Annotated in this window: 20 protein-coding genes and 5 tRNA genes; 10 read left to right on the top strand and 15 right to left on the bottom strand. The window is 70.1% G+C overall.

Annotated features, from left to right (window positions below; translation table 11 throughout):
* The first annotated feature begins 76 nt into the window (after positions 1–76).
* On the top strand, positions 77–1,003 hold the full coding sequence (locus ACFVWW_RS32745; protein ID WP_384189062.1) for an MASE1 domain-containing protein: 927 nt from the start codon (positions 77–79) through the stop codon (positions 1,001–1,003).
* Positions 1,004–1,366: 363 nt separating this feature from the next.
* Here the strand turns inward: ACFVWW_RS32745 and ACFVWW_RS32740 are convergent.
* From ACFVWW_RS32740 to ACFVWW_RS32725, 4 genes are all read right to left on the bottom strand, one after another.
* Positions 1,367–1,442 (bottom strand) — tRNA-Lys (locus tag ACFVWW_RS32740).
* A 178-nt stretch (positions 1,443–1,620) separates the two neighbouring features.
* The gene (locus ACFVWW_RS32735; protein WP_386879372.1) at positions 1,621–3,870 is read right to left on the bottom strand and encodes a DEAD/DEAH box helicase; all 2,250 of its coding nucleotides are present in this window, start codon (positions 3,868–3,870) and stop codon (positions 1,621–1,623) included.
* Positions 3,871–4,163: 293 nt separating this feature from the next.
* The gene (locus tag ACFVWW_RS32730; RefSeq protein ID WP_386879373.1) at positions 4,164–4,769 is read right to left on the bottom strand and encodes a hypothetical protein; all 606 of its coding nucleotides are present in this window, start codon (positions 4,767–4,769) and stop codon (positions 4,164–4,166) included.
* 141 nt (positions 4,770–4,910) lie between these two features.
* Positions 4,911–5,261 (bottom strand): metallopeptidase family protein, encoded by a 351-nt coding sequence (locus ACFVWW_RS32725; RefSeq protein WP_384189068.1) that lies wholly within the window; start codon positions 5,259–5,261, stop codon positions 4,911–4,913.
* A 121-nt stretch (positions 5,262–5,382) separates the two neighbouring features.
* Here ACFVWW_RS32725 and ACFVWW_RS32720 point away from each other — a divergent pair, with 121 nt between their 5' ends.
* From ACFVWW_RS32720 to ACFVWW_RS32705, 4 genes are all read left to right on the top strand, one after another.
* Positions 5,383–7,047: a metallophosphoesterase gene (locus ACFVWW_RS32720; protein WP_386879374.1), complete on the top strand. Its 1,665-nt coding sequence runs from the start codon at positions 5,383–5,385 to the stop codon at positions 7,045–7,047.
* Positions 7,048–7,151: 104 nt separating this feature from the next.
* Positions 7,152–7,224: transfer RNA gene (locus tag ACFVWW_RS32715), tRNA-Glu, on the top strand.
* Positions 7,225–7,263: 39 nt separating this feature from the next.
* Positions 7,264–7,338 (top strand) — tRNA-Asp (locus ACFVWW_RS32710).
* A 20-nt stretch (positions 7,339–7,358) separates the two neighbouring features.
* Positions 7,359–7,435, top strand: a tRNA-Phe gene (locus ACFVWW_RS32705).
* A 51-nt stretch (positions 7,436–7,486) separates the two neighbouring features.
* Here the strand turns inward: ACFVWW_RS32705 and ACFVWW_RS32700 are convergent.
* The 3 genes from ACFVWW_RS32700 to ACFVWW_RS32690 all read right to left on the bottom strand — a co-directional run bounded on the left by ACFVWW_RS32700 (position 7,487) and on the right by ACFVWW_RS32690 (position 9,752).
* Positions 7,487–8,398 carry a cytochrome c biogenesis CcdA family protein gene (locus ACFVWW_RS32700; RefSeq protein WP_386879375.1) on the bottom strand — a complete coding sequence of 304 codons (912 nt, stop codon included), beginning with the start codon at positions 8,396–8,398 and terminating at the stop codon, positions 7,487–7,489.
* The gene (locus ACFVWW_RS32695; RefSeq protein WP_386879376.1) at positions 8,395–9,267 is read right to left on the bottom strand and encodes a DsbA family protein; all 873 of its coding nucleotides are present in this window, start codon (positions 9,265–9,267) and stop codon (positions 8,395–8,397) included. Before ACFVWW_RS32695 ends, ACFVWW_RS32700 begins: the two co-directional genes overlap by 4 nt.
* 62 nt (positions 9,268–9,329) lie before the next feature.
* Positions 9,330–9,752 carry a hypothetical protein gene (locus ACFVWW_RS32690; RefSeq protein ID WP_384189075.1) on the bottom strand — a complete coding sequence of 141 codons (423 nt, stop codon included), beginning with the start codon at positions 9,750–9,752 and terminating at the stop codon, positions 9,330–9,332.
* A 251-nt stretch (positions 9,753–10,003) separates the two neighbouring features.
* Between ACFVWW_RS32690 and hrpA the strand changes: the two genes are divergently transcribed.
* The 3 genes from hrpA (at position 10,004) to ACFVWW_RS32675 (ending at position 14,537) form a co-directional block, all read left to right on the top strand.
* A complete protein-coding gene (gene hrpA, locus ACFVWW_RS32685) occupies positions 10,004–13,936 on the top strand; it encodes an ATP-dependent RNA helicase HrpA (RefSeq protein WP_386879377.1) in 3,933 nt (1,310 codons plus the stop codon).
* A gap of 90 nt (positions 13,937–14,026) precedes the next feature.
* Positions 14,027–14,101: transfer RNA gene (locus ACFVWW_RS32680), tRNA-Asp, on the top strand.
* A 238-nt stretch (positions 14,102–14,339) separates the two neighbouring features.
* Entirely contained in the window at positions 14,340–14,537 is a 198-nt protein-coding gene (locus ACFVWW_RS32675) for a DUF6274 family protein (RefSeq protein WP_384189078.1), read from the top strand.
* 443 nt (positions 14,538–14,980) lie between these two features.
* Here the strand turns inward: ACFVWW_RS32675 and bldC are convergent, their stop codons facing one another.
* Positions 14,981–15,187, bottom strand: a complete 207-nt coding sequence (bldC, locus tag ACFVWW_RS32670; RefSeq protein WP_003949541.1) for a developmental transcriptional regulator BldC — start codon at positions 15,185–15,187, stop codon at positions 14,981–14,983.
* A gap of 506 nt (positions 15,188–15,693) precedes the next feature.
* Complete coding sequence (locus ACFVWW_RS32665) at positions 15,694–16,566, bottom strand: hypothetical protein (RefSeq protein WP_384189080.1); 873 nt, start codon at positions 16,564–16,566, stop codon at positions 15,694–15,696.
* 155 nt (positions 16,567–16,721) lie between these two features.
* Between ACFVWW_RS32665 and ACFVWW_RS32660 the strand changes: the two genes are divergently transcribed.
* Positions 16,722–17,804 (top strand): Leu/Phe/Val dehydrogenase, encoded by a 1,083-nt coding sequence (locus ACFVWW_RS32660; RefSeq protein WP_384189082.1) that lies wholly within the window; start codon positions 16,722–16,724, stop codon positions 17,802–17,804.
* A gap of 279 nt (positions 17,805–18,083) precedes the next feature.
* Positions 18,084–18,335, top strand: coding sequence for a DUF3073 domain-containing protein (locus ACFVWW_RS32655; RefSeq protein ID WP_319683984.1), 252 nt, complete (start codon positions 18,084–18,086; stop codon positions 18,333–18,335).
* A gap of 135 nt (positions 18,336–18,470) precedes the next feature.
* Here ACFVWW_RS32655 and purM read toward each other — a convergent pair whose 3' ends face one another.
* From purM to ACFVWW_RS32625, 6 genes are all read right to left on the bottom strand, one after another.
* A complete protein-coding gene (purM, locus tag ACFVWW_RS32650) occupies positions 18,471–19,541 on the bottom strand; it encodes a phosphoribosylformylglycinamidine cyclo-ligase (protein WP_384189083.1) in 1,071 nt (356 codons plus the stop codon).
* A gap of 44 nt (positions 19,542–19,585) precedes the next feature.
* On the bottom strand, positions 19,586–21,112 hold the full coding sequence (gene purF / locus ACFVWW_RS32645) for an amidophosphoribosyltransferase (protein WP_384189085.1): 1,527 nt from the start codon (positions 21,110–21,112) through the stop codon (positions 19,586–19,588).
* Positions 21,113–21,175: 63 nt separating this feature from the next.
* On the bottom strand, positions 21,176–22,003 hold the full coding sequence (locus ACFVWW_RS32640; RefSeq protein ID WP_386879378.1) for an META domain-containing protein: 828 nt from the start codon (positions 22,001–22,003) through the stop codon (positions 21,176–21,178).
* Positions 22,004–22,038: 35 nt separating this feature from the next.
* Positions 22,039–22,830: a sterol carrier family protein gene (locus ACFVWW_RS32635; RefSeq protein WP_386879379.1), complete on the bottom strand. Its 792-nt coding sequence runs from the start codon at positions 22,828–22,830 to the stop codon at positions 22,039–22,041.
* Positions 22,831–22,840: 10 nt separating this feature from the next.
* Positions 22,841–23,719: a M23 family metallopeptidase gene (locus ACFVWW_RS32630; protein WP_386879380.1), complete on the bottom strand. Its 879-nt coding sequence runs from the start codon at positions 23,717–23,719 to the stop codon at positions 22,841–22,843.
* A 92-nt stretch (positions 23,720–23,811) separates the two neighbouring features.
* Positions 23,812–24,018: a DUF4177 domain-containing protein gene (locus ACFVWW_RS32625; RefSeq protein ID WP_041986919.1), complete on the bottom strand. Its 207-nt coding sequence runs from the start codon at positions 24,016–24,018 to the stop codon at positions 23,812–23,814.
* Positions 24,019–24,079 lie beyond the last annotated feature (61 nt).

Genomic DNA, 24,079 nt, shown 5'->3' with positions numbered 1-24,079 from the left:
GCCCGGGCCACTCGGTGTGGTGTCTGATGCTGATGTGGTGGACAGCTCACAGCTCAGGCGGCACAAAGCCACTGCCTTGACGATTCTGGCGGTCGCCGCCCTCTACTACGCGACCGCCCGCCTGGGGCTGCTCCAGCAGCTGGTACGCGGCCAAGTCACGCCCCTGTGGCCTCCGACCGGTATCTCGGTCGCGGCCCTGCTCCTGTTCGGAGCGCGGGTCTGGCCCGGCATCGCCGTCGGCGCCCTCGCGGTCAACATCTCCATCGGCCCCACGGTCCCGTCCGTAGTGGCGATCGTCGTCGGCAACACCCTCGCCCCGATCTGCTCCTACCTGCTGCTGAGCCGTGCCGGTTTCCACAACGACCTCGACCGCTTACAAGATGCGCTGGCCCTGGTCTTCCTCGGCGCCCTGGGGCCCATGCTGATCAGTACGACCATCGGCAGCAGCGCACTCTTCCTGTCAGGGGCACTACCGGCCAGCGGCTTCTGGCCGACATGGTCCGTGTGGTGGACGGGCGACGCCATGGGCGTGCTGGTCGTCACCCCCTTCCTGCTCGCGGTCCGATGGGCACGGTGGCCACCCGCCGTCGGCCCTCTGATCTGGGCCGAGGCGGCGGCACTGGCGACATGCACCCTGACCGTGACCCTCCTGGCGACCGACACCGGCAGCTCTTCTCTGCTCTTCCTCGTTTTCCCTTTCCTGGTCTGGGCCTCGTTCCGCTTCGAACGTGCAGGTGCAGCACCATGCGCCCTGGGCATCTCCACGCTCGCGATCCTCGCCGCCGGCCGGATGACCGGCCCCTTCGCCCACCACGGTCTCCTCACCAACATGGTCACCCTCCAGGCATTCAACGGCACCGTCTCCCTCACCGCCCTGCTCCTCACAGCGGTCGTTACCGAACGGAACCGCACTCACGAAGAGATCGGGCGCCTGTGCGCGCAGCTCTCCGATGCGGTCACGCACCAGGACACGGGATCTCGCCGTGCTCCCCCCGATGCCTGAGATCGCAACTTGTGCCCTCACCGGACCCAACGAGGACGGACGCACTCGCCGGGCCGTCGGCCGCGGCGTACAGGCCGAGGAAGAGGTCGAGCCGTACGACATCGAAGAGGTGCAGCGTCTCCTCTCCGAGGCTGCCAAGCTCCGGAACAGCGTCCGCTGGTCCGAGAAGTGGCCAAGGAGCCTGACGAGAGCGGCGCGGAGGGCTCGGAAGAGACAGGCATCAGGCCGCGCAGAGGCGCGCCAGTAGCGCCTACTGCCGGGCCACCGCTCACGCACGAGCCCGAAACGACGGAGCGCCCCGGCCGGTTGGGACCGGGCGGGGCGCTTCGTAGCAGGTCGGCGGGGGTGTTCCCGTCCTGCGGGTGGTAGGCCGTGTGGGACTCGAACCCACAACCAACGGATTAAAAGTCCGCTGCTCTGCCAATTGAGCTAACGGCCCTCGGCACAACACACACGAGCATAGCCCGCCGGGGGCGGTGCGCCGATCGGGTATCGGGTCGTGGGGATGTCGCGTGGGGGTGGGGGTGGGGGTGAGGGGGACGTGGCAGGGCCCGTGGCCCACCTGGGGGGTGGGGCACGGGCCCTGGCGGTGTGTCAGGTCAGGCGGTCAGCGGCGGTCAGCCGTTGCGCTTCCAGCGCGGCTTGTCGTCGCGGCGGCCGAAGGAGCCGGTGCCGGTGCCCGTGGTGCCACCGTCGCGGCGGGCGTACGGGCGGTCGTGGCTGGCGGCGCGGAGGGCGCCACCCGTGGCCGGGCGGTCGTCGCGGCGGTCACGGTTGAACGGGCGGTCGGTGGTCCGGTGGTCGCGGTTGAACGGGCGGGCGCCACGGTCGTCACGGCGCTCGCCGCCACGGTCGTCACGGCGGTCGCGGTTGAAGCCGCCCCGCTCGCCACCACGGTCGTTCTCCTTGCGGTCGTCCCGACGGAAACCGCCCGTGGGACGGTCGTCACGACGCTGGAAACCACCACGGTCACCGCCACGGTCGCCACCGCGGTCACGGTTGAAGCCGCCCCGCTCGCCACCACGGTCGCTGTCCTTGCGGTCGTCCCGACGGAAACCGCCCGAGGGACGATCGTCACGACGCTGGAAACCACCACGGTCACCGCCACGGTCGCCACCGCGGTCGTCACGCGGGGTGTAACCCCGTGCGCCGCCCCGGCCGCTCCGCTCGCCGCGGTCGTCACGGCGCTCGAAGTTTCCGCGGTCGTCGCGCCGGTCCCTGCGCTCCTCGCGCGGCGCCGGTACGGCAGCAGCCGCGGCCGCGGCTTCCTCCACCGCGCGCTCGGCCTCGGCGGCCACCTCGGCCACCGCTGCCTCCGGGTCGTCGCCCCGCTCGCGCGCCGCGCGGGCGACCAGGCGGTCGGCCTCGTCGCGGAGTTCGGCGGCGCGGCGCTGGACGCGCTCCAACTGCTTGGTCAGGTCGGAGACCTCACGCTCGGCCTGCTTGGCCGCGTTGTTCGCGGAGTCCGCCTGGACCTCGGTGAGCGAACGGGCGCCGGTGATCTCGGCGACCTCCGGGTCGAACGCGCCGGCTCCGCCGACCATGTGGCGCGAGGCGTCGACGCCCGCGTCCTCCATCAGCCGGAAGATCTGGCGGCGCTGGTGCGGAAGCGCCAGCGAGACGACCACGCCGGACTTGCCGGCGCGCGCCGTACGGCCCGAGCGGTGCAGGTAGTCCTTGTGGTCCCCGGCCGGGTCCACGTTGAGCACCAGGTCGATGCCGTCGACGTGGATACCGCGGGCGGCGACGTCGGTGGCGACCAGCGCGTTGACGTAACCGTCCTTGAAGTCGGCCAGCGTCCGGGTGCGCGCGCCCTGCGTCATGCCGCCGTGCAGCGCGTCGGCCTTCACGCCCGAGTCGCGCAGCTGCTCGGCGATACGGTCGGCGCCCAGCTGCGTACGGACGAAGATGATCGTGCGGCCCTTGCGGGCGGCAATCGCCGCGGTGACCGGGGCCTTGTCCTTCGGCTTCACCACGAGCACGTGGTGGGTCATGGTCGTGACATTGCCCTGGGCGCTGTCGACCTCGTGGCTGACCGGGTTGGTCAGGTAGCGCTTGACCAGCGTGCTGATCTCGTTCTCCATCGTGGCGGAGAAGAGCATGCGCTGACCGCCCGCGGGCACCAGGTCGAGCAGCTCGGTGACCTCGGGCAGGAAGCCCAGGTCCGACATCTGGTCGGCCTCGTCGAGGACCGCGATCTGGACCTGCTCCAGGGAGCAGGCACCGCGGTTGATGATGTCGCGCAGCCGGCCCGGGGTGGCGACGAGGACGTCGACACCGCGCTCCAGGGCGTAGATCTGGTTGCCCATCGATGTACCGCCGCAGACGACCTTCATCTTCAGGCCGAGCACATCGCCGTACGGCTGGAGCGCGTCCGCGACCTGCATCGCGAGCTCACGGGTCGGGGTGAGGATGATGCCGCGGGGCTTCTTCTTGTCGGTGTGGCCGCCCGAGAGCGTGGCCAGCAGCGGCAGGCCGAAGGAGAGGGTCTTGCCGGAGCCGGTACGGCCACGGCCCAGGATGTCCTTGCCGGCCAGGGCGTCCGGGATGGTCGCGGCCTGGATCGGGAAGGGGGCGGTGACGCCGTTCTGCGCGAGCTTGCGGACGATGCCGTCCGGCAGGCCCAGGTCGCTGAACGTGAGTCCCGGGGTCTCCGAGGCCTCGTCCGTCTCGGAGACCTCGTCGGCCTCGGGGGAATCGGTGGCCTCAGGGGAATCGATGGCCTCAGGGGCCTCGGGGGCCGTCTCGGTGGCCACGGCGGCCTCCGTGTCCTCGATGGTCTCCACCGTCTCGACGGTCACGTCGGCGACCGTTTCGGTGGACTCGTTCTCGGGCATGACGGCACGGTCAGTACTGGAAATGGACATGCGAAATGCGAAACCTTCCGGAGTCTCGGCACGCGCCCAAACTCCGTGATTCGCAAATCGACCGCCTCAATGCGGTCCAGCCACGGCAAGGGAGAGTACGCGCCACGCGGCGCTCTTCTGTGTCGGCGCCGGGCAATGATCAAACGATCTACCACCATACGCACCCTCCCCCCTCCCTGGCAAACCGCTTCCGGCGCGACCCGCGTCACACCCGCCGCACGCCTCCCGCACGCCCCCCACGCAACCGCCCCGCGCCTGTCCCGCGCCCGTCCCCCGGCCGCCCCGGGCCCGGCTCACACCGGCCCGACCTGCGGTGATGCCACCGGCTCCGTCAGCATCCCCATCCCGTCCATCGAGATCACGCCGCTCCGCGTAATGGCCGCCGGTGGCGCGGACGGCTGGCCGGGCGGCTTCGTCGGCTCCGGCTCGGGCTCAGGGCCCGGGTCCGGGCTCTGGGCCGGCGGCTGGGAAGGGGGCGGCACGGAGCGGGTGGGCTCCTTCGTCGGTACGGGCTCGTCCCGCGGCGGGGTCGGCTTCGCGGGCCACGGCCGCGTGCCCTTCGAGGGCTTCGGCGAGGGCGTGACCCGTGAACTGGGGCTGGGCGACACGTCCTTGCCCTTGGCCTCACCGTCCTGGCCGACGTGCTCCGCACCGCCCCGTCCCGTACGGCCCTGGTCCTGCGGGCCGCCGGGCGCCCCGGCTCCGGCGCCCGCGACCGTACCGCCGTCGGGCTCGGCCGCGGCGCCGTGACGATTCGCGGGACGAGAGGGGGCCGGCTTCTCTTCCTCGTCACTGACGCTCATGCAGCCCGCGGAGGCGGCGACCGCCAGTGACGTGACGATCCAGACAGCGAGACGGCCTGGGGCGGACAACTGGCGCGACGGACGCGACTGGCGCACGGGCGGCACCTCCGGGGGCACGAAAACGGTCTCCCCGCCGACGGCGGGAGAAGGGTTTCACTGCCCAACTCCCTTTGCCCCGCCGGGGACACGCCCGGACCAGGACCCGTAACCGGCTCCGGCCCGTAACCAGCTCCGGACTCATCCGTACCCGAGCGCGTGCAGCCTCTCGTCGTCGATCCCGAAGTGGTGCGCGATCTCGTGCACGACGGTGATCTCCGTCTCCGCCACCACGTCCTCACGCGTCTCGCACATCCGCAGCGTCGGCCCTCGGTAGATGGTGATCCGGTCGGGCAGCACCCCCGCGTACCACTCCCCACGATCGGTCAGCGGCGTCCCCTCGTAGAGCCCGAGCAGCTCGGGGTCGGACGCCTCGGGCTCGTCCTCCACGAACACCGCGACGTTGTCCATCAGCCGCGTCAGCTCCGGCGGGATCCTGTCCAGCGCCTCGGCGACCAGTTCCTCGAACGCCTCACGCGTCATCTCCAGCACCCCGCCATTGTCACGTAGGTCACGCGATCACGTCGGCCGGGTCGCGCGATCGGACAGAACGGCTCGCGCGCGATGGCCTAAGCCGCGCATGGCCGGTCCCCGGCTTGGGCATACGCGCACAATGGCCCGTGTTGTGCACCGTTTCCCCTTCCGCCGCACGTTTCCCCGCATCCACGGCCACCTCCGGTCCCGCCGCGACGGGCCGACCAGCACGCTCGTCCACTCCCCGCACCCCTACACCCGCGCGCTCGCCCTGGTCGCCGTGGTGCTGCTGGGCGCCTGGCTCGGACTGCTGATCGTCGGCAGCGTGCGGGCCCCGGTCGGCCCGATGGACACCCGGATGACCCTGCGGCCGTCCCTGGCCGGCGGCACCAAGATCAATGTGTCGCCGCTGGGCGCGCTGGAGCTGAACACGCACACCGCCCCCATCCGCCTCGACGTCGATGTCGACCGGCTGGACCCGGTCCGCTCCCAGGCCCTCGTCGAGCACCCGGAACGGCTCTCGGGCCTCCAGAGCGAGGTGTCCCGCGACGTGGTGAGCGGCACCACGGAACTGGCCGTACGCTCCTGCGTCGCCGTCGTCTCGGGAGCGACCGCCCTCGGCCTCGTCGTCTACCGCCGCCCCCGCCGCGCACTCGCCGCCGGCGGCCTCGCGCTCACCCTCCTGGCCGCCTCCGGCGTCGGCGCGTACGCCACCTGGAACCCCACGTCGGTGCTGGAGCCGAAGTTCTCCGGACTGCTCTCCTCCGCCCCGCAGGTCGTCGGCAACGCCCGCTCGATCGTGACCGATTTCGACGTCTACCAGAAGGAGTTGGCGCGGCTGGTCACCAATGTGACCAAGCTGTACGACGCGACCTCGACGCTCCCCACCTACCAGCCGGACCCGGCCACCCTGCGGGTGCTGCAGGTCTCCGACATCCATCTCAACCCGGCGGCCTGGCACATCATCGGCTCGCTCGTGGAGCAGTACGGGATCGACGTCATCATCGACTCGGGCGACACCATGGACCACGGCGCCGCCGCCGAGAACAGCTTCCTCGACCCGATCGCCGACCTCGGCGTCCCGTACGTCTGGGTCCGCGGCAATCACGACTCGGAGATCACGCAGCGGTATCTCAGCCGCATGAAGAACGTCCGGGTCCTGGACGACGGCCGGGCCGTGACCGTCGCCGGGGTACGCGTGGCGGGCATGGGCGATCCGCAGTTCACGCCCGACCGCTCGGTGGAGGCCAAGGGCGACCCGGCAGAGCGCATGGCGGGCATCCGGCTCGCCTCCGCGCTGCGCGACCAGGAGAACGCGGGCACCCCCGTGGACATCGCGGTGGCCCACGAACCGGTGGCGGCCCGGGAGACCGACGGGCTGGTCCCGCTCGTCCTGGCGGGCCATGTCCACCACCGGGAGAACGAGGTCATGCCGTACGGCACCCGGCTGAAGATCGAGGGGTCGACGGGCGGCGGCGGTCTGCGCGCCGTACAGAACAACAAGCCGGAGAAGGTACGCGCCTCGGTGCTCTATCTGGACCGGAAAACCAAGCGGCTCCAGGCGTGGGACGAGATCACGCTGGGCGGGCTCGGGCTGACGACGGCCGAAGTCAGCCGCCATCTTCCTAAGGAGGCGGGCACCCCGGGGACCGGCCCCTCACCGACCGGCAGCCCGTCATCGAGCACGGACCCGTCGGCGCGTACGAGCCCGGCACCGGGCACAGACCCCTCGGGTACCCCGTCCGGACCCGGCGGCGCCGCACCCCGGCGGACCTCCCCCGGTGTCCCCGAGCCGGCCCCGTAACCCGCCACCTGACCCACCCCGTAAACCGTTTTGGCGATAGCTCCCCGCATCCCATATGCTTCTCACGTCCCCGACGCGCTGCAAAGCGCCCAGGCGGGCCCTTAGCCCTCATCGTCTAGTGGCCCAGGACGCCGCCCTTTCAAGGCGGTAGCACGGGTTCGAATCCCGTTGGGGGCACGCAACACCGTGTGCGAGACTAGTGCTCGCACATTGCTTGGTCCTGTGGAGCAGCTTGGAGTGCTCGCCACCCTGTCAAGGTGGAGGCCGCGGGTTCAAATCCCGTCAGGACCGCTGCAGCCGCGAGGTTGCGTGGCTGGGTAGCTCAGTTGGTACGAGCGATCGCCTGAAAAGCGATAGGTCGCCGGTTCGATCCCGGCCCCAGCCACCACAGCCCGCAAGGGCAGAAGCCCCCCACCGAGATTCTCGGCAGGGGGCTTTCTCATGCGCCCGCCTCGGTACGGGGCTGCTCCGCGCGGGCCTCTTCCGGCCGGGCGTCCGCCGTACGGGCCTCTTCCGTACGGATCTCCTCCCGCGCACCGCGCCCGCGACGCCACCGCACCAGGGTGACCGCAGCCGCCACCAGCGCCACCCCGCCCAGCAGCGCCCAGTCGGGCACGGCTTCCCCGACCCCTCGCGCCCACTGCTCGGCCGCGAAGGAATCGTCGACCGAGAGCAGCCCCGGCAGCGCCGTCGTCCCGTCGAAGGCGAGGAAGACCGCGCCCAGGACGATGAAGAAGAGACCCGAAAGCAGCGAGGTCGTGTGCAGTTCGAAGCGGCCGAGCCGGAACGCCCGGCCGCGCAGCCACCGCCGCCCGCCGAGGTCGAACCGCTCCCAGAGCAGGGCGAGAAGGAAGAGCGGTACGGCCATGCCGAGCGCGTACACCGCGAGCAGCAGACCGCCGTAGACCGGGTTGCCGCCCAGCGCCGCCACCGTCAGCACACTGCCGAGGATCGGGCCCGCGCAGAAGCCCGCGAGTCCGTAGACCAGACCGAGCGCGTACACAGACAGCGCGGTCGTCGGCCTGATCCGGCCCGACAGCGCGGCGATCCGGCGCGAGGCGAAGCCCCTGCCCAGGATCTGGGCGAGGCCGAGCGCGATGATCAGCCAGCCGCCGAGAGCGACGAGCAGATCACGGTGGCCGTAGAAGAGCCGCCCCGCGAAGGAGCCGGCGGCGCCCAGCGGGACGAGGGTGGTGGCAAGTCCCGCGTAGAAGACGCCGGTACGGGCGAGGAGCCGTCCCGCCGAGTCGAGGGAGTACGCGAAGAACGCGGGCAGCAGCAGGGCGCTGCACGGGCTGAGCAGGGCGAGAAGGCCGCCGAGCAGGGCGGCCGGATAGCCGATGTCCGTCACTTGGGGTCCTCGGCGCCCTGCTTCGCGTCGTGCTTCGCCGACTCGATGGCCTTGGGCTCCTTGGCCTCCTTGGCCTCCCGCTTCGCCACGCCCTTCGCCGACTCGATGGCCTTGGTGAAGGTCTCCATCGACTGGGCGCCCGCGATGGGGCGGCCGTTGACGAGGAAGGACGGGGTGGAGGTGGCGCCGAGACCGTACGCCTCCTCCTGGTCCTTCCGTACGGCCGCCGAGGCGTCGTCGCCGCCGAGGTCGCGCCGGAACCGGTCGAGGTCCTTCACCCCCGCCTCGCGGGCGAGCACGTCGAGCCGGTCGGCGCCGAAGCCCTCCTCCTTCGATCCGTCGGCGTACGCGGCGGAGTGGAACTCCCAGAAGCGGCCCTGCTGTCCGGCGGCCCAGGCGGCGCGCGCGGCGGCCTCGGATTCCTCGCCGAAGATCGGGAAGTTGCGCCACTCGATGCGCAGGGTGCCCTCGTCGACGTACTTCTTGACGAGTTCCGGCTCGCTGTCCCGGGCGAACTTCCCGCAGAAGCCGCACCGGAAGTCGGCGTACTCGACCATGACGACCGGCGCGTCCACGCGGCCGACGGCGAGCGGGTCCGCGGCGTCGCGCCGGGCGAGCTTCGCCAGTTCGGGATAGACACCGGCCTCCGGCTCGGCGGAGACCTCGGCGACCGGACCGTCACTGGACGACACGCCCGACGGCGCGGCCGGCTTGGTGGCGGTGTACGAGACGACGCCGAGCACCGCGGCCGCGACGACGATGCCCGCACCGACCGCGATGCCCTGACGGGAAGTGCGGGAGGGACGGGAGGGGCGCGGAGGACGGGAGGAGCGGCGAGGGCGGGAAGGCCGGGAAGGGGTGGCAGGCATGGGGGGTGCAACTCTCCGTAGCAAAGGGGACGAAAGGGATGGATCCGAGGCGGAGTCGGGCCCTATACGCGCAGTACGGAGAGATCGACGGGAGAAGGCGCGGCGAGCGGCGGCGGACCCCGCTCCGGGCTGACGGAGAGAACGCACTGGCCGGCACCCCACGAGCCGGCGGCGGCACGGACGTCGTGCAGCGCGGGCAGCAGCTCATGGGAGGACGTACCGCGCGAGGGAGTGACGGGCCGGCTCGCCCCGTCGTCCTCTCCGCTCCGGCCGCATCCGGGGGTCTGTCCCTGGCCGTTGCCGGCCGCGAGGACAACGACGCCGGCACCGCCGGGGCCGGGCCCCACGCTCGCGACGCCGGCGGAGCGAAAGACGCTGGTGGAGTGAAACGCGCCGGTGGAGTGAAAACAGAAGAGCAGCGCGACCAGCACCCCGAGCGACCCCACGGCCGCGAAGCGACCGCGCCTGCCGCCGCGGTGGGTCATCTGCTGGGCCTCTCGGGGTCCGGGGTACGTATCCCGGAATGGTAAGGGCCGCAGGCGCCGATCAGGCAATACGCCCGGACGGCGCGCCGGGCCCCGCCCGACCGGACGCCACAGCCGGACCCCACGACCGGACGTCATGCCCGGACACCACAGCCAGACACCACCCCCGCACACCACGCCCGGACGCCACGGCCGCCCCACTCGAAATGGGTTCGCCACCCCGGAGCCGCGGGTGAGACCCTGGGCTCGGTATGTCTACTTCCTTCGCCGACCTCCAGGCCCTGCTGGCCGACGTCTCGCTGCGTGACGCGCAGCGGCTCGGCCGCCGGCTCGAGGGCGCACGGCGCATTCGCAAGCCCGACGCGCGGCAGACCGTGCTGGACGAGATCGCCGGTGAGGCCGAGAAGGCCGCCGAGCGGACGCGGCGGCGCGGGACGCGGGTGCCCGCGGTCTCGTATCCCGAGCAGCTGCCCGTCAGCCAGAAGAAGGACACGATCCTGGAGGCGATACGCGACCACCAGGTCGTGATCGTCGCGGGTGAGACCGGGTCGGGCAAGACGACCCAGATCCCCAAGATCTGTCTGGAGCTGGGCCGCGGCGTCCGCGGCATGATCGGGCACACCCAGCCCCGCCGGATCGCCGCCCGCACCGTCGCCGAGCGCGTCGCGGAGGAGCTGGACACGCCACTGGGCGAGGCGGTCGGCTGGAAGGTCCGCTTCACCGACCAGGTCAACCAGGACGCGACCTTCGTCAAGCTGATGACGGACGGCATCCTGCTCGCCGAGATCCAGACGGACCGCGAGCTGCGCGCGTACGACACGATCATCATCGACGAGGCCCACGAGCGAAGCCTCAATATCGACTTCCTGCTCGGCTATCTCGCCCAGCTGCTGCCCAGGCGCCCGGACCTCAAGGTCATCATCACCTCCGCGACCATCGACCCGGAGCGCTTCTCCCGCCACTTCGGCGATGCCCCCATCGTGGAGGTCTCGGGGCGTACGTACCCGGTGGACGTCCGCTACCGCCCGCTCCTGGAGGAGGACGGCGAGGAGGGCGACCGTGATCAGATCACCGCGATCTCGGACGCCGTCGACGAACTCCAGTCGGAGGGCCCCGGCGACATCCTCGTCTTCCTCTCCGGCGAGCGTGAGATCCGCGACACCGCGGACGCCCTGGAGAAACGCAAGCTCCGGGGCACCGAGGTCCTCCCCCTCTACGCCCGGCTCTCGCACGCCGAGCAGCACCGCGTCTTCCAGCGCCACAGCGGCCGCAGGATCGTTCTGGCGACGAATGTCGCCGAGACCTCACTGACCGTCCCCGGCATCAAGTACGTCATCGACCCGGGCAACGCCCGTATCTCCCGCTACAGCCATCGCACCAAGGTCCAGCGGCTGCCGATCGAGCGGATCTCGCAGGCCAGCGCCAACCAGCGCAAGGGCCGCTGCGGCCGTACGTCCGACGGCATCTGCGTCCGGCTGTACTCCGAGGACGACTTCGAGTCCCGCCCGGAGTTCACGGACGCCGAGATCCTCCGTACGAATCTGGCCTCCGTCATCCTCCAGATGACCGCGGCCGGCCTCGGCGACATCGAGAAGTTCCCCTTCCTCGACCCGCCGGACCACCGCAATATCCGCGACGGTGTGCAGTTGCTCCAGGAGCTGGGTGCTTTCGACCCGGCACAGAAGGATCCGAAGAAGAAGCTGACCGAGCTGGGCCGCAAGCTCTCCCAGCTGCCCGTGGACCCGCGCCTCGCCCGTATGGTCATCGAGGCCGACCGCAACGGCTGTGTGCGCGAGGTCATGGTGATCGCCGCCGCGCTCTCCATCCAGGACCCGCGGGAGCGGCCCGCCGAGAAGCAGGCCCAGGCGGACCAGCAGCACGCCCGCTTCAAGGACGAGACCTCGGACTTCCTGTCCTACATCAACCTCTGGCGGTACATCAGGGAGCAGCAGAAGACGCTGTCCTCCTCGGCCTTCCGCCGTACGTGCAAGTCGGAGTATCTGAACTTCCTGCGGATCCGGGAGTGGCAGGACATCTACTCCCAGCTCCGTACGGTCGCCAAGCAGATGGGCATCCACCTCAACGAGGAGGACGCGGCGGACCAGGCCGTCCATGTCTCGCTGCTGGCCGGGCTGCTGTCGCACATCGGCATGAAGGACGTGAAGGAGGGCGCGAAGAACGAGTACCTGGGCGCCCGCAGCGCGAAGTTCGCGGTGTTCCCGGGTTCCGCGCTCTTCAAGAAGCCGCCGCGCTTCATCATGTCCGCCGAGCTGGTGGAGACCTCCCGGCTCTGGGCGCGCGTCAACGCGAAGATCGAGCCCGAGTGGATCGAGCCCCTCGCCGGCCATCTCCTCAAGCGCACGTACAGCGAGCCGCATTGGGAGAAGGACATGGCGGCCGTGATGGCGTACGAGAAGGTGACGCTGTACGGCGTACCGATCGTCGCCCAGCGCAAGGTGAATTTCGGCCGGATCGACCCGGAGGCGTCCCGCGAGCTGTTCATCCGCAACGCGCTCGTCGAGGGCGACTGGCGCACGCATCACCAGTTCTTCCATGACAATCGCAAACTGCTCGGCGAAGTCGAGGAGTTGGAGCACCGCGCCAGGCGCCGCGACATCCTCGTGGACGACGAGACGCTGTACGACTTCTACGACCGGCGGGTGCCGGACGATGTGGTCTCCGGCGCGCACTTCGACTCGTGGTGGAAGGCCAGGCGCCGCGAGGAGCCCGAACTGCTCGACTTCGAGCGGTCGATGCTCATCAACGAGAAGGCCGGGTCGGTCACCAAGGACGACTATCCGGACTCCTGGCGGCAGGGACAGCTGAAGTTCCGGGTGACGTACCAGTTCGAGCCGGGCGCGGACGCGGACGGTGTGACCGTGCACGTACCGCTCCAGGTGCTCAACCAGGTCACCTCCGAGGGCTTCGACTGGCAGATCCCGGGACTGCGCGAGGAGGTGGTCATGGAGCTGATCCGCTCCCTGCCCAAGCCGATCCGCCGCCACTACGTGCCCGCGCCGAACTACGCGAAGGCCTTCCTGGAGCGCGCCGTGCCGCTCCAGGAGCCCCTGCCCGTCACGCTGGCGCGCGAACTCCAGCGGATGGTCGGGGTTCCGGTCACGGGCGACGACTTCGACATGGCCCGGGTCGACGACCATCTCAAGATCACGTTCCGGATCGTCGACGAGCGGCGCCGCAAGATCGCCGAGGACAAGGATCTGGAGGCACTGAAGCTGCGGCTGCGCCCCAAGGCCCGCCAGGCCCTCTCCCAGGCCGCCGCGGCCACGGCCGAGCGCGCGGGCGGGGAGGCGATCGAGCGCACCGGGCTCACCGACTGGACGATCGGCACGCTCTCCCGGATCTTCGAGACCCGGCGGGCCGGCCAGCCGGTCAAGGCGTACCCGGCGCTGGTCGACCAGGGCGGGACCGTGGCCGTACGGCTCTTCGACACGGAGGCCGAGCAGCAGCAGGCGATGTGGGCGGGTACGCGGCGGCTGATCCTGCTGAACATCCCGGTCAATCCCGCGAAGTTCGCCTCGGACAAGCTCACCAATCAGCAGAAGCTCGCACTGTCCCGCAATCCGCACGGCTCGATCCAGGCTCTGTTCGACGACTGCGCCATGGCCGCCGCGGACAAGCTGATCGGCGATCACGGGGGCCCGGCCTGGGACGAGGAGTCGTTCCGCAAACTGTTCGACAAGGTCCGCGCCGATCTCGTCGACGCGACCGTACGGACCATCGGCCAGGTCCAGCAGATCCTGGCCGCCTGGCAGGCCTGTGAGCGCCGTCTGAAGGCCACGAACAGCCTGACCCTGGTGAACAACGTCCAAGACGTCAGGGACCAGCTGGCGGCGCTCGTACCGGCCGGCTTCGTCACCCGCACCGGACTGCGCAGGCTGCCGGACCTGATGCGCTATCTCGTCGCCGTGGACCGGCGGCTGCAGCAGATGCCGACGGGTGTCCAGCGCGACACCACGCGGATGGAGAAGGTCCACGAGATGCAGGACGAGTACGCCTGGCTGCTCGAACAGCTGCCGCGGGGACGGCCGGTGCCGCAGCAGGTCCTGGACATCCGCTGGATGATCGAGGAGCTGCGGGTGAGCTACTTCGCGCACGCTCTGGGCACTGCCCAGCCGGTGTCGGACAAGCGCATCGTGAAGGCGATCGACGCGGCCGCGCCGTAACGCGATCATCGTCAGGTTTCAGTTCGACCGGACCCTCCGAGCTGCTGTACAGTCTGTTTTCGCAGCCACGGAAACACGGCCGCGAAACCTGGTCCTGTGGAGCAGCTTGGAGTGCTCGCCACCCTGTCAAGGTGGAGGCCGCGGGTTCAAATCCCGTCAGGACCGCAGTAACGTCGGAGCCCGCATCCTCTCGGATGCGGGCTCTTTCGCTTCCCGCCGCGGACAGGGGACCACCCCGGTTACGGCAAGTGCGGTCGACGCCCCGGTAACGCCGCAGTAATGGCGGGCCCAAATCCGCCGGCAGAGGTCCGTGCCGTCTTGACGGGGTCATCTGCCAGGGGTAATCAAGCACCAGGACCCCAGTTTTCCTCGCAGCCAGGGGCCCGCACCGGGGGTGGTGTGCGTGACGACATCGACGACGAAGCACGAGACTCGCGCGCTGCTGCGCGCCCATCTGGCGGCCGCGTCCGGCCATCCGCACCGCACCGGGTTCTGCCCGGTCTGCCATCGCCTCCAGCGGCTCGTCATGGACCCGGCGTCGGCCGAGGACGACTTCTCTGACGACGAGTTACCCGACGGCCAATCTCCCTCCTCCTCCTGACGCGTGGCGAGCCGGCCTCCTGAGCGGCCGGCCACGATCCGGGCGGCGATACGCCCCTACCCGGCCCGAGCCGCAGGCGGCAAGAGGCGTGCAGTGTGACGGGAGTCACCGAACGAGTTTCTGGAATGACCGCGCTTACAACCGTCATACGGGCCACCGATTTAATATGTGCAATTGCACCCTTCCTCCGACCCCTCCCGGAGCATCCGCCCCACCCTCCACACAGCGGCCGAGCAGGGGCGGAACGGCGCATTCCCCTGACACAAAAAAAATCGCGCTGGACTCGGCGGAGTCCAGCGCGATCGACGACTTACCCGTGTTGCGTGGGCATGGGGCCTGTTGGGGCAGGCGCCCGTCGTGTGGAGCTATGGGTCGGGACGACCGAGTTGGGGGCCCGGCTGTGCCCTGCTTGTGTTGAGCCCTAACGAGCCTTAACGGGGTGTTCAGGCCTCGCTGCGCTGTTGCGGAATACCCGCAAGCAGTGCGCGGACCTCTGCCTCGCGATACCGGCGATGCCCACCGAGCGTGCGGATGGACGTGAGCTTGCCGGCCTTTGCCCAGCGCGTGACCGTCTTCGGGTCCACACGGAACATCGTGGCAACCTCAGCCGGGGTCAGCAGCGGCTCGGCATCAGGGGTGCGAGCGGTCATGAGCGGCCTCCTCGGGAGAACCGAACCATCTCGGTTCTTTCCTCTAAATTCTGCACCTTGACCCACGTTGCCCGAAATGGCGGACGCGGGCCGAGTCGGTTATAGGACGAACGGCTTGTCCTCGGCACTACAACTACACCATCCGTCCAGCCGCGTCGGCCAAACCGATGGAATTGCCCTCTGAGGTGTCCATCAGCGGCGGAAGCCGATGGACCATGCCATAGCGGACAGTCACGTCACAGATACGATCAGTCACAGAGCGATCAGGAAGTCATCAGACCCCCCGTATAGAGTGCAATGCAGAGCAATCCGCCCCTACTCGGGCGGAAGGAGCCCTCCCCGGGCTCCTTGTCCTATTTTGACACGAGGGGGGGTGATGGGCGCAAGAGCCCCGTTAGTGCGGTCCGTCACGCTTGAGGGGTAAAGGCCCGGATCGGGCCTGCGGCCCCGGGGCCGTATCCGCACATCAGTACGGGCTTCTGACGGCTCCCGGCCGAGCGGGAGGCTCAGTTCGCGAACTGCCGGTCCCTGACGGCCCGCCAGCGTTCCGTGAGCCGTCCGTACGCCTCTCCGGCCCCCTCGCCGTCCCCGTCGCGCAGCGCCGCGATCCCGGCCGCCACATCGGCCGCCGAGCGGTCCGCCGCCAGCTGGGCCCCGGACAGGGCGTGCACCAGACCGCCGTAGTCCAGCTCGACGAGCGAGCGCGGGTGGAACTCCTCCAGCCACCGCCCCACGTCCACCAGGCCCTCGATGAGCGGCCCGTCCTCCATGGTGTCCCGCAGGGTCTTCAGCGCGCGGGCCAGCCGCCGCCTGGCCTGCACCATCGGTGTCCGGTAGCGCAGCACGGCCGCGCCAGGACCGCCGGCGCCGGCTCCGTCCGCCTCGGCCGCGCCCGCCTCCCGGTACGTCCGCTCGTCGTCGGAGAAGAGCGTGAACCAGCGCACCGGCACCTGCCAGACCGCCGTCCTGATCCAGGGCCGCGCGTCCGGGTTGCGGTCCCGCCAGAGCTCGTAGTCCGCGGCGGCCTGCCCGCGCACCACGGGCGGCAGCACCGCGTCCAGCAGCGGCATGGGCAGCAGCTCCCCCAGCTCCTCCAGCGCCAGCCAGCCGCGCAGCCGGGTCCGCCAGGGGCAGACGCACACCACCCCGTCCACCTCGGCCACGAACGCGTCCGCGCTCTCGTGGACGGGCACGGGCATCGGCGGGGTGGACAGCAAATCGGCCAGGGAGCGGCGCAGTTCGTCCTGGGCGGTGGGCGTACGGTCCCGCCTGGCGTAGCGCGCCCAGTGCGCTCTCTCGGGCTCGGGGAAGGCCGCCAACGGCTCATACACGCGCAGGTAGGACGCGTAGGGGACGAGGACAGAGGACACCGCCGGCATGCGGTGATCGTCCCACGCCTGTACTCCTCAAGGGGGTGATCCTCGGCACTGCGGCTGATCTACGCCCCCGTAGGACTTACCCTCTTGCCCAACTGGTCCCTCCCCACCCACAGGAGGGGCATTCCATCGCCGCTTCGTACTTGGGAGTCACCACCGTGACCGATGTGACCGACGGCGTCCTGCACACCCTGTTCCGCTCGGAGCAGGGGGGCCATGAGCAAGTCGTGCTCTGCCAGGACCGTGCCAGCGGCCTCAAGGCCGTCATCGCCCTTCACTCGACCGCCCTGGGCCCCGCCCTGGGCGGCACCCGCTTCTATCCGTACGCGTCCGAGGAAGAGGCCGTCGCCGACGCGCTGAACCTCTCCCGGGGCATGTCGTACAAGAACGCCCTGGCCGGGCTGGACCACGGCGGCGGCAAGGCCGTGATCATCGGTGACCCCGAGCAGATCAAGACCGAGGACCTGCTGCTCGCCTATGGCCGGTTTGTGGCCTCCCTCGGCGGCCGTTACGTCACCGCCTGCGATGTCGGCACCTATGTCGCGGACATGGACGTCGTGGCCCGTACGTGCGCGTGGACCACCGGCCGCTCCCCGGAGAACGGCGGCGCGGGCGATTCGTCGGTGCTGACCGCCTTCGGCGTCTTCCAGGGCATGCGGGCGAGCGCCCAGCACCAGTGGGGCGACCCGTCGCTGCGCGGTCGTACGGTCGGGGTCGCGGGCGTCGGCAAGGTCGGGCACCACCTGGTCGGCCATCTGCTCCAGGACGGCGCGCACGTCGTGATCACGGACGTACGGGAGGAGTCGGTACGCCGGATCACCGACCGGCATCCGCACGTCGCCGTGGTCGCCGACAACGAGGCGCTGATCCGCACCGAGGGGCTGGACATCTACGCCCCGTGCGCCCTGGGCGGCGCGCTGAGCGACGCGTCCGTGGCCGTCCTCACCGCGACGGTGGTGTGCGGAGCGGCCAACAACCAGCTCGCCCACCCGGGGATCGAGAAGGATCTCGCGGACCGCGGGATCCTCTACGCGCCCGACTACGTGGTGAACGCCGGCGGGGTGATCCAGGTCGCCGACGAGCTGCACGGCTTCGACTTCGAGCGGTGCCGCGCGAAGGCCGCGAAGATCTTCGACACCACACTGCAAATCTTCGCACGTGCGAAGGAGGACGGCATTCCGCCGGCCGCGGCGGCCGACCGGATCGCCGAGCACCGGATGGCGGAGGCCCGCCGCCGCTGACCCGCGGGAGGGGTGGCGGGCGGACCGGGGAGACGAGACTCACGCCGGTCGGCGGGTCGCCCCTCCAGAAGAGGTTAAAATCGCAGCTGACCAGCGAGGACGGGGCGCCTCGTTGGTCCTGCGCCGGGGCGCGTCATGCGGGCGGCGTACCGTATGGCCGCGGAAGCAGGTACCGTTGAAGCCCTACGGACGGGTCTCTCCGCGGAGAGCTCGTTCTGATTCATGAACGCGTGTCAAGACTCTGGGGCCGTCGAGCCCCGTCACCGAGGGGGTCGAGCCATGGGGCGCGGCCGGGCCAAGGCCAAGCAGACGAAGGTCGCCCGCCAGCTGAAGTACAACAGCGGCGGCACAGACCTGTCGCGTCTGGCCAACGAGCTGGGCGCATCGCCTTCGAGTCAACCGCCGAACGGCGAGCCGTTCGAGGACGACGACGAGGAAGATGACCCGTACGCACAGTACGCGGATCTGTACAACGACGACGAGGACGAGGACGACGAGTCCGGCCCCTCGGCGCAGCGCCGCGGCGCTTGACGTCCGTATACCTCGAGCAGTAGCTCATCGCCCGGTCCGGGGCCGTAACCCTGGACCGGGTTCTGTGCTGCCCGCGGACTTTACGGACCGATCCCGCTCCGGGCGGCCCGCTGTGTCCGGGCCGCCCAGACGCACTCAGCGGAGATAGTCGCCGGTCAGGGCCGCTCCCGTGGCGTGCTCCGCACGCTCGGTGATCTCTCCGGCGATCCAGGCGTCCACGCCGCGGTCGGCGAGCGTGGTGAGCGCGGCGTCCGCCGACTCCGCAGGGACGACGGCGATCATGCCGACGCCCATGTTCAGCGTCTTCTCCAGTTCGAGGCGCTCCACCGCGCCCGCCGCGCCGACGACGTCGAAGACCGCGCCGGGCGTCCAGGTCGAGCGGTCCACCGTGGCATGCAGATGGTCCGGGATCACCCGGGCCAGATTGGCGGCGAGACCGCCGCCGGTGATGTGGCTGAAAGCATGCACCTCGGTGGTCCTGGTGAGCGCCAGACAGTCCAGCGAGTAGATCTTGGTGGGCTCCAGCAGCTCTTCGCCCAGGGTGCGGCCGAACTCCGGAATCTCCCGGTCCAGCGACCAGCCGGCCCGGTCGAAGACCACATGCCGGACCAGCGAGTACCCGTTCGAGTGAAGACCGGAGGACGCCATGGCGATCACCGCGTCACCCGTACGGATACGATCCGCGCCGAGCAGCCGGTCCGCCTCGACCACCCCCGTACCGGCGCCGGCGACATCGAAGTCGTCCTCGCCGAGCAGTCCCGGGTGCTCGGCGGTCTCGCCGCCGACCAGGGCGCAGCCGGCCAGCACACAGCCTTCGGCGATGCCCTTGACGATGGCGGCGACCCGCTCGGGGTGGACCTTGCCGACACAGATGTAGTCGGTCATGAAGAGCGGCTCGGCGCCGCAGACGACCAGATCGTCGACGACCATGCCGACGAGATCGTGGCCGATCGTGTCGTACACACCCATCTTGCGGGCGAGGTCGACCTTCGTGCCGACACCATCGGTGGCGGAGGCGAGCAGCGGACGCTCGTAGCGCTTGAGGGCGGAGGCGTCGAAGAGGCCGGCGAAGCCCCCGAGGCCACCGAGAACCTCGGGGCGCTGCGTCTTCTTCACCCACTCCTTCATCAGCTCGACCGCGCGGTCACCGGCTTCGATGTCGACGCCCGCGGCGGCATAGCTGGCACCAGTGGTCGTATCGGACATGGCTGAGTACTTTCCTGTCGTCATACGGTCGTCAAACGGGGTGGTTACGGGCGACGGAGCGCGTCGGTGGCCGCGGTGTTGGCCGGTCCCGCCGCCAGCTCGGTCTCCAGAAGCTGCTTGCCGAGCAGTTCGGGATCGGGAAGATCCATCGGGTACTCGCCGTCGAAGCAGGCGCGGCAGAGGTTCGGCTTGGCGATGGTGGTCGCCTCGATCATCGCGTCGAGGGAGATGTACGAGAGGGAGTCGGCGCCCATGGAGATGCCGATCTCCTCGACCGTCATACCGTTGGCGATCAGCTCGGCGCGGGTGGCGAAGTCGATTCCGAAGAAGCACGGCCACTTCACCGGCGGGGACGAGATCCGGATGTGGACCTCGGCGGCGCCCGCCTCGCGAAGCATCTTGACCAGGGCGCGCTGGGTGTTGCCGCGGACGATCGAGTCGTCGACGACCACCAGGCGCTTGCCGCGGATGACTTCCTTGAGCGGATTCAGCTTGAGACGGATACCCAGCTGGCGGATGGTCTGGGACGGCTGGATGAAGGTCCGGCCGACGTAGGCGTTCTTGACCAGGCCCGAGCCATACGGAATGCCGCTGGCCTCCGCGTAGCCGATGGCGGCCGGGGTGCCGGACTCAGGGGTCGCTATGACCAGATCCGCCTCGACGGGCGCTTCTTTCGCGAGTTTCCTGCCCATTTCCACACGGGACAGATAAACGTTCCGCCCAGCGATGTCCGTATCGGGACGGGCCAGGTAGACGTACTCGAAGACACAGCCCTTGGGCTTCGCTTCCGCGAATCGCTGCGTACGGAGACCGTTCTCGTCGATGGCGATCAGCTCGCCCGGCTCGATCTCACGGACGTAGGAGGCGCCGCAGATGTCGAGGGCGGCGCCCTCGGAGGCGACCACCCAGCCGCGCTCCAGCCGGCCGAGGACCAGCGGGCGGATGCCCTGCGGGTCACGGGCGGCGTAGAGCGTGTGCTCGTCCATGAAGACGAACGAGAAGGCTCCACGCACCTCGGGCAGGATCTTGGCGGCGGCTTCCTCGACCGTGAGGGGCTTGCCGTCGTCGTCCGTCTGGCTGGCGAGGAGCGCCGTGACCAGATCGGTGTCATTGGTGGCGGCGACCCGCGTCGTCCTGCCGTTCTCCTTCGGGAGATCGGCGACCATCTCGGCGAGCCGTGCGGTATTGACCAGATTGCCGTTGTGACCGAGCGCGATCGAGCCGTGGGCCGTGGCCCGGAAGGTCGGCTGCGCGTTCTCCCACACCGAGGCACCGGTGGTGGAGTAGCGGGCATGGCCCACCGCGATATGGCCTTGGAGAGAGCTGAGAGATGTTTCGTCGAAGACCTGTGAGACGAGGCCCATGTCCTTGAAAACCAGGATCTGGGATCCGTTGCTCACTGCGATGCCCGCGGATTCCTGTCCGCGGTGCTGCAGGGCATACAGTCCGAAATAGGTGAGCTTGGCGACCTCTTCGCCCGGGGCCCAGACTCCGAAGACGCCGCAAGCGTCCTGGGGGCCTTTCTCACCGGGGAGCAGGTCGTGGTTGAGTCGTCCATCACCACGAGGCACGCCACCGAGTGTAGGCGAGATCGACCACTGGTCCGAATTGGGGATACGGACCTGGCCCGCCGCCTACTTCCCGGGAGTGTCCGCGACAGCGCCCAGACCTGCGCCGTTCCCCGCCGTGAGGGTCAGACCGCGGTGGTGAAGCTCATAGCTGACCTTGCCGTCCAGCACCTTCTGTACCTGGCGTTCCACGGTCATTTCCGGGCCCGGGCAGAGCTTGCGGGTGGAGGTGATGCGGCCGAAGGTGACCGTGGATCCGGAGACCTTCGCGGTGGAGCTGAAGGTGTTGCAGCCGAGGCTTCCCTCCACGGAGCCGTCCTTACCGAGCGTGAAGTGCGCCTTGCCCTCGGTGCCCTTGGGCAGGGACGTCGCGGTGGCGCCCGCGGCCAGCGAGTTCACCGTCCACTCGGTACCGGCGAGCGGGGCGGGCGGCTCGGAGGTCAGGCTGATCGCGTCGCCGTCCGCCGTGGTGAGCGTGAGCCGCTTGTCCTCGACCGTGGCCTTGAGCTTGCCGGAGAACGCGCCGCTCAGGGCCTTCTCGAAGCCTTCCAGCTCTTCAGGGCAGCCGATCAGCGTCGACTCCTTCTTCCCCACGGTCACGGTGTCACCGCTGACGGTGACGTCCGCGCCGATGGTGTTGCAGCCCGTCTTCGCGCTGGCCCGGCCCTTGGAGTCGATCTGCACGCTGGCTCCGGCGGGGGCGGCGGTCTTCTTCCCGCCGACGCTCACGCTGTCCACGCTCCAGACGACATCGGTGAGGGGCAGCTCGCTCCGTACGGAACCCCCGCTGCCCTTCGAACCGGCGTCCGAACCGGACTCCGTGCCGCAGGCGGCCAGCGTGAGCAGTGCGACGGCAGTGACGGCAGTGACCGTAGTGATCTGTTGCTTCAGCATGCGGATGAGACGGGACGGGCGGGGCTCCGGTTCCGTCACCCCATGAGCGGGAGCAGAGCCGCGAGGTCCGCGCGCTCCCCGCTCGCGCTGACGTGCGCGGCGTCGAGTTCCTCGGCCCATGACGTACGGCCGGTGGCGAGCCGGATCCAGGTGAGCGGGTCGGTCTCGACGACATTGGGCGGGGTGCCGCGGGTGTGCCGGGGGCCCGGCACGCACTGGACCACGGCGAATGGCGGGACACGGACCTCGGTCGACGAGCCGGGGGCCTTGACCGCGAGGGCGTCGGCGAGCAGCCGCGTACAGGCGGCCAGGGCCTGCCGGTCGTACGGGATGCTCAGCCCGGCCGCGCGGTTCAGGTCGTCGGTGTGGACGACCAGCTCGACGGTCCGGGTGACGAGGAAGTCCGCGAGGCGCATCGCGCCGACCCGGATCGCCAGCGGCCGGCCGTCCGCGGCGCCGGGCAGGAGAGCGGCGATCCGGTCGGCGGTGTGTTCGAAGAACTCCTCCGGCGTGGTGGACGCGGCGAGCCGCTTCACGTCCTCGGAGATGTCGTCCGCGAGGGCGGCCGTCAGGAACGGCCAGTCCACCAGGGCGACCACGGGACCGGCCGGCTCGGGCTGTTCGAGGCTCCTGCTGACGGACTCGACGCCGAAGGCCAGATGCGCGACCAGCTCGCGGACGGTCCAGTCACCGAGCGCGGTGGGCAGGGCGAGCTGCTCGGGAGTGAGCCGGCCGACGGCCTCGCGTACGTTCCCGAACTGGGCGAGGACGGCGGTCCGGGTCTTGGCGGGATCGTAGTTGCGCGTGCGCTTCTTGGCCGGTGGCATAGCGGTGAGGCTAACCGAGAGCGGTCGGCCCTTCGCCGGCCGTCCGCCCTTCAGTTTGTTCGCCTGCTTGTTCGCCCGTTTGTTCGCCCGCCAGGAAGGGGTCGCCGTTGGCCGGGACGCCGATGCCGTGCCAGCGGAACGGGATGCCGCGGGCCAGATCGAGATCCGCGTGGTCCATCAGCTGGAAGTGCACATGCGGCTCCGTGGAGTTTCCCGAGTTGCCGCATCGGGCCAGGACCTGGCCCGCGCGCACCCGGTCGCCGGGACGGACCGCGAGGGAGCCGCGCTGGAGATGGGCGTACATCGCGTACGTACCGTCGCCGAGGTCGAGCACCAGCTGATTGCCCGTGATCCAGCCGGCTCCGCTCAGCTCCCGTACGGCGGCTTCGATCAGCGTCATGTAGACGAGGGCCGGGAGCGAGGTGCGACTGAGATGGTCGCGCTGCCGGTCGGTGGCGTGGACGACGGTTCCGTCGGCCACCGCGAGCAGCGGTTCGCCGAAGGCCGGGAAGGCGCGGTTGCGCCGGACGACCGGCCACAGCCAGGCGAAGGCCGGGCGGCCGCCGGGCTCCGGCTCGGCGACGATGTCGACGGCGTACGTCTGGCCGAGGCTGTGCGTGCCATGGCTGGGCACCTTGTCGGCCGGGCTGTTGAGGGCGGTCCAGCGGCCGGTGACGGGTGCGGCCACCTCGACCGCGGGCGGCCGGACCGCGTGCCGCGCCCGCGCCTGACGGCTCATTTCCAGGGTGAGGGCGATGGCGACGGCCGCCGGCACCCAGATCCACCCCAGGCCGAAGGGCAGCCGGCCGGAGAGCGCCACGACTATCAGGGCGACGTAGGTCACCCAGGACAGCCGACAAAAGATCACGAGTAATTTACGAGCGGGCATCGTTCCCCCTGGTGACAGCGGCAGCGGCAGCGGTGACGGGCAAAACGGCCGAGCCCCCGCCCGGTGGTCATCGGGTGGGGGCTCGGCGGACGTCACGCCTGCCGCGGACGTTCGAGGGTCAGGAGCAGACCCTCGACGGCGCCGGGGCCGATGCGGCCCTTGACGTCGGCGGCGGTGATGGCCTTGAGGGCCCAGCCGTCAGCGGCGTGCTTGTTGAGCGTCTTCTCCAGCTTGTCGCTGTCCAGGGCGTCGCCGATGAGCGATTCCCTGAACGTCACGACCTTGTACTCGTAGGACATGGGGTGTTCCCCTCGTTCATGGCTCGTACGCACGGCAGGACGCGTGCGGGACCAGCCAATC

The sequence above is a fragment of the Streptomyces sp. NPDC058198 genome (assembly GCF_042882605.1).
Classification (GTDB): domain Bacteria; phylum Actinomycetota; class Actinomycetes; order Streptomycetales; family Streptomycetaceae; genus Streptomyces.
Note: the sequence above shows the minus strand (reverse complement) of the source record. Positions and strands in the feature narration are given on the sequence as shown.

Bases quoted from the DNA above. Each gene is read 5' to 3' on its own strand.
- ACFVWW_RS32735 (WP_386879372.1), bottom strand. From the start codon at position 3,870: ATGTCCATTTCCAGTACTGACCGTGCCGTCATGCCCGAGAACGAGTCC.
- ACFVWW_RS32720 (WP_386879374.1), top strand. From the start codon at position 5,383: ATGGCCCGTGTTGTGCACCGTTTCCCCTTCCGCCGCACGTTTCCCCGC.
- ACFVWW_RS32695 (WP_386879376.1), bottom strand. From the start codon at position 9,267: ATGCCTGCCACCCCTTCCCGGCCTTCCCGCCCTCGCCGCTCCTCCCGT.
- ACFVWW_RS32690 (WP_384189075.1), bottom strand. From the start codon at position 9,752: ATGACCCACCGCGGCGGCAGGCGCGGTCGCTTCGCGGCCGTGGGGTCG.
- hrpA (WP_386879377.1), top strand. From the start codon at position 10,004: ATGTCTACTTCCTTCGCCGACCTCCAGGCCCTGCTGGCCGACGTCTCG.
- bldC (WP_003949541.1), bottom strand. From the start codon at position 15,187: ATGACCGCTCGCACCCCTGATGCCGAGCCGCTGCTGACCCCGGCTGAG.
- ACFVWW_RS32665 (WP_384189080.1), bottom strand. From the start codon at position 16,566: ATGCCGGCGGTGTCCTCTGTCCTCGTCCCCTACGCGTCCTACCTGCGC.
- ACFVWW_RS32655 (WP_319683984.1), top strand. From the start codon at position 18,084: ATGGGGCGCGGCCGGGCCAAGGCCAAGCAGACGAAGGTCGCCCGCCAG.
- purM (WP_384189083.1), bottom strand. From the start codon at position 19,541: ATGTCCGATACGACCACTGGTGCCAGCTATGCCGCCGCGGGCGTCGAC.
- ACFVWW_RS32640 (WP_386879378.1), bottom strand. From the start codon at position 22,003: ATGCTGAAGCAACAGATCACTACGGTCACTGCCGTCACTGCCGTCGCA.
- ACFVWW_RS32635 (WP_386879379.1), bottom strand. From the start codon at position 22,830: ATGCCACCGGCCAAGAAGCGCACGCGCAACTACGATCCCGCCAAGACC.
- ACFVWW_RS32630 (WP_386879380.1), bottom strand. From the start codon at position 23,719: ATGCCCGCTCGTAAATTACTCGTGATCTTTTGTCGGCTGTCCTGGGTG.
- ACFVWW_RS32625 (WP_041986919.1), bottom strand. From the start codon at position 24,018: ATGTCCTACGAGTACAAGGTCGTGACGTTCAGGGAATCGCTCATCGGC.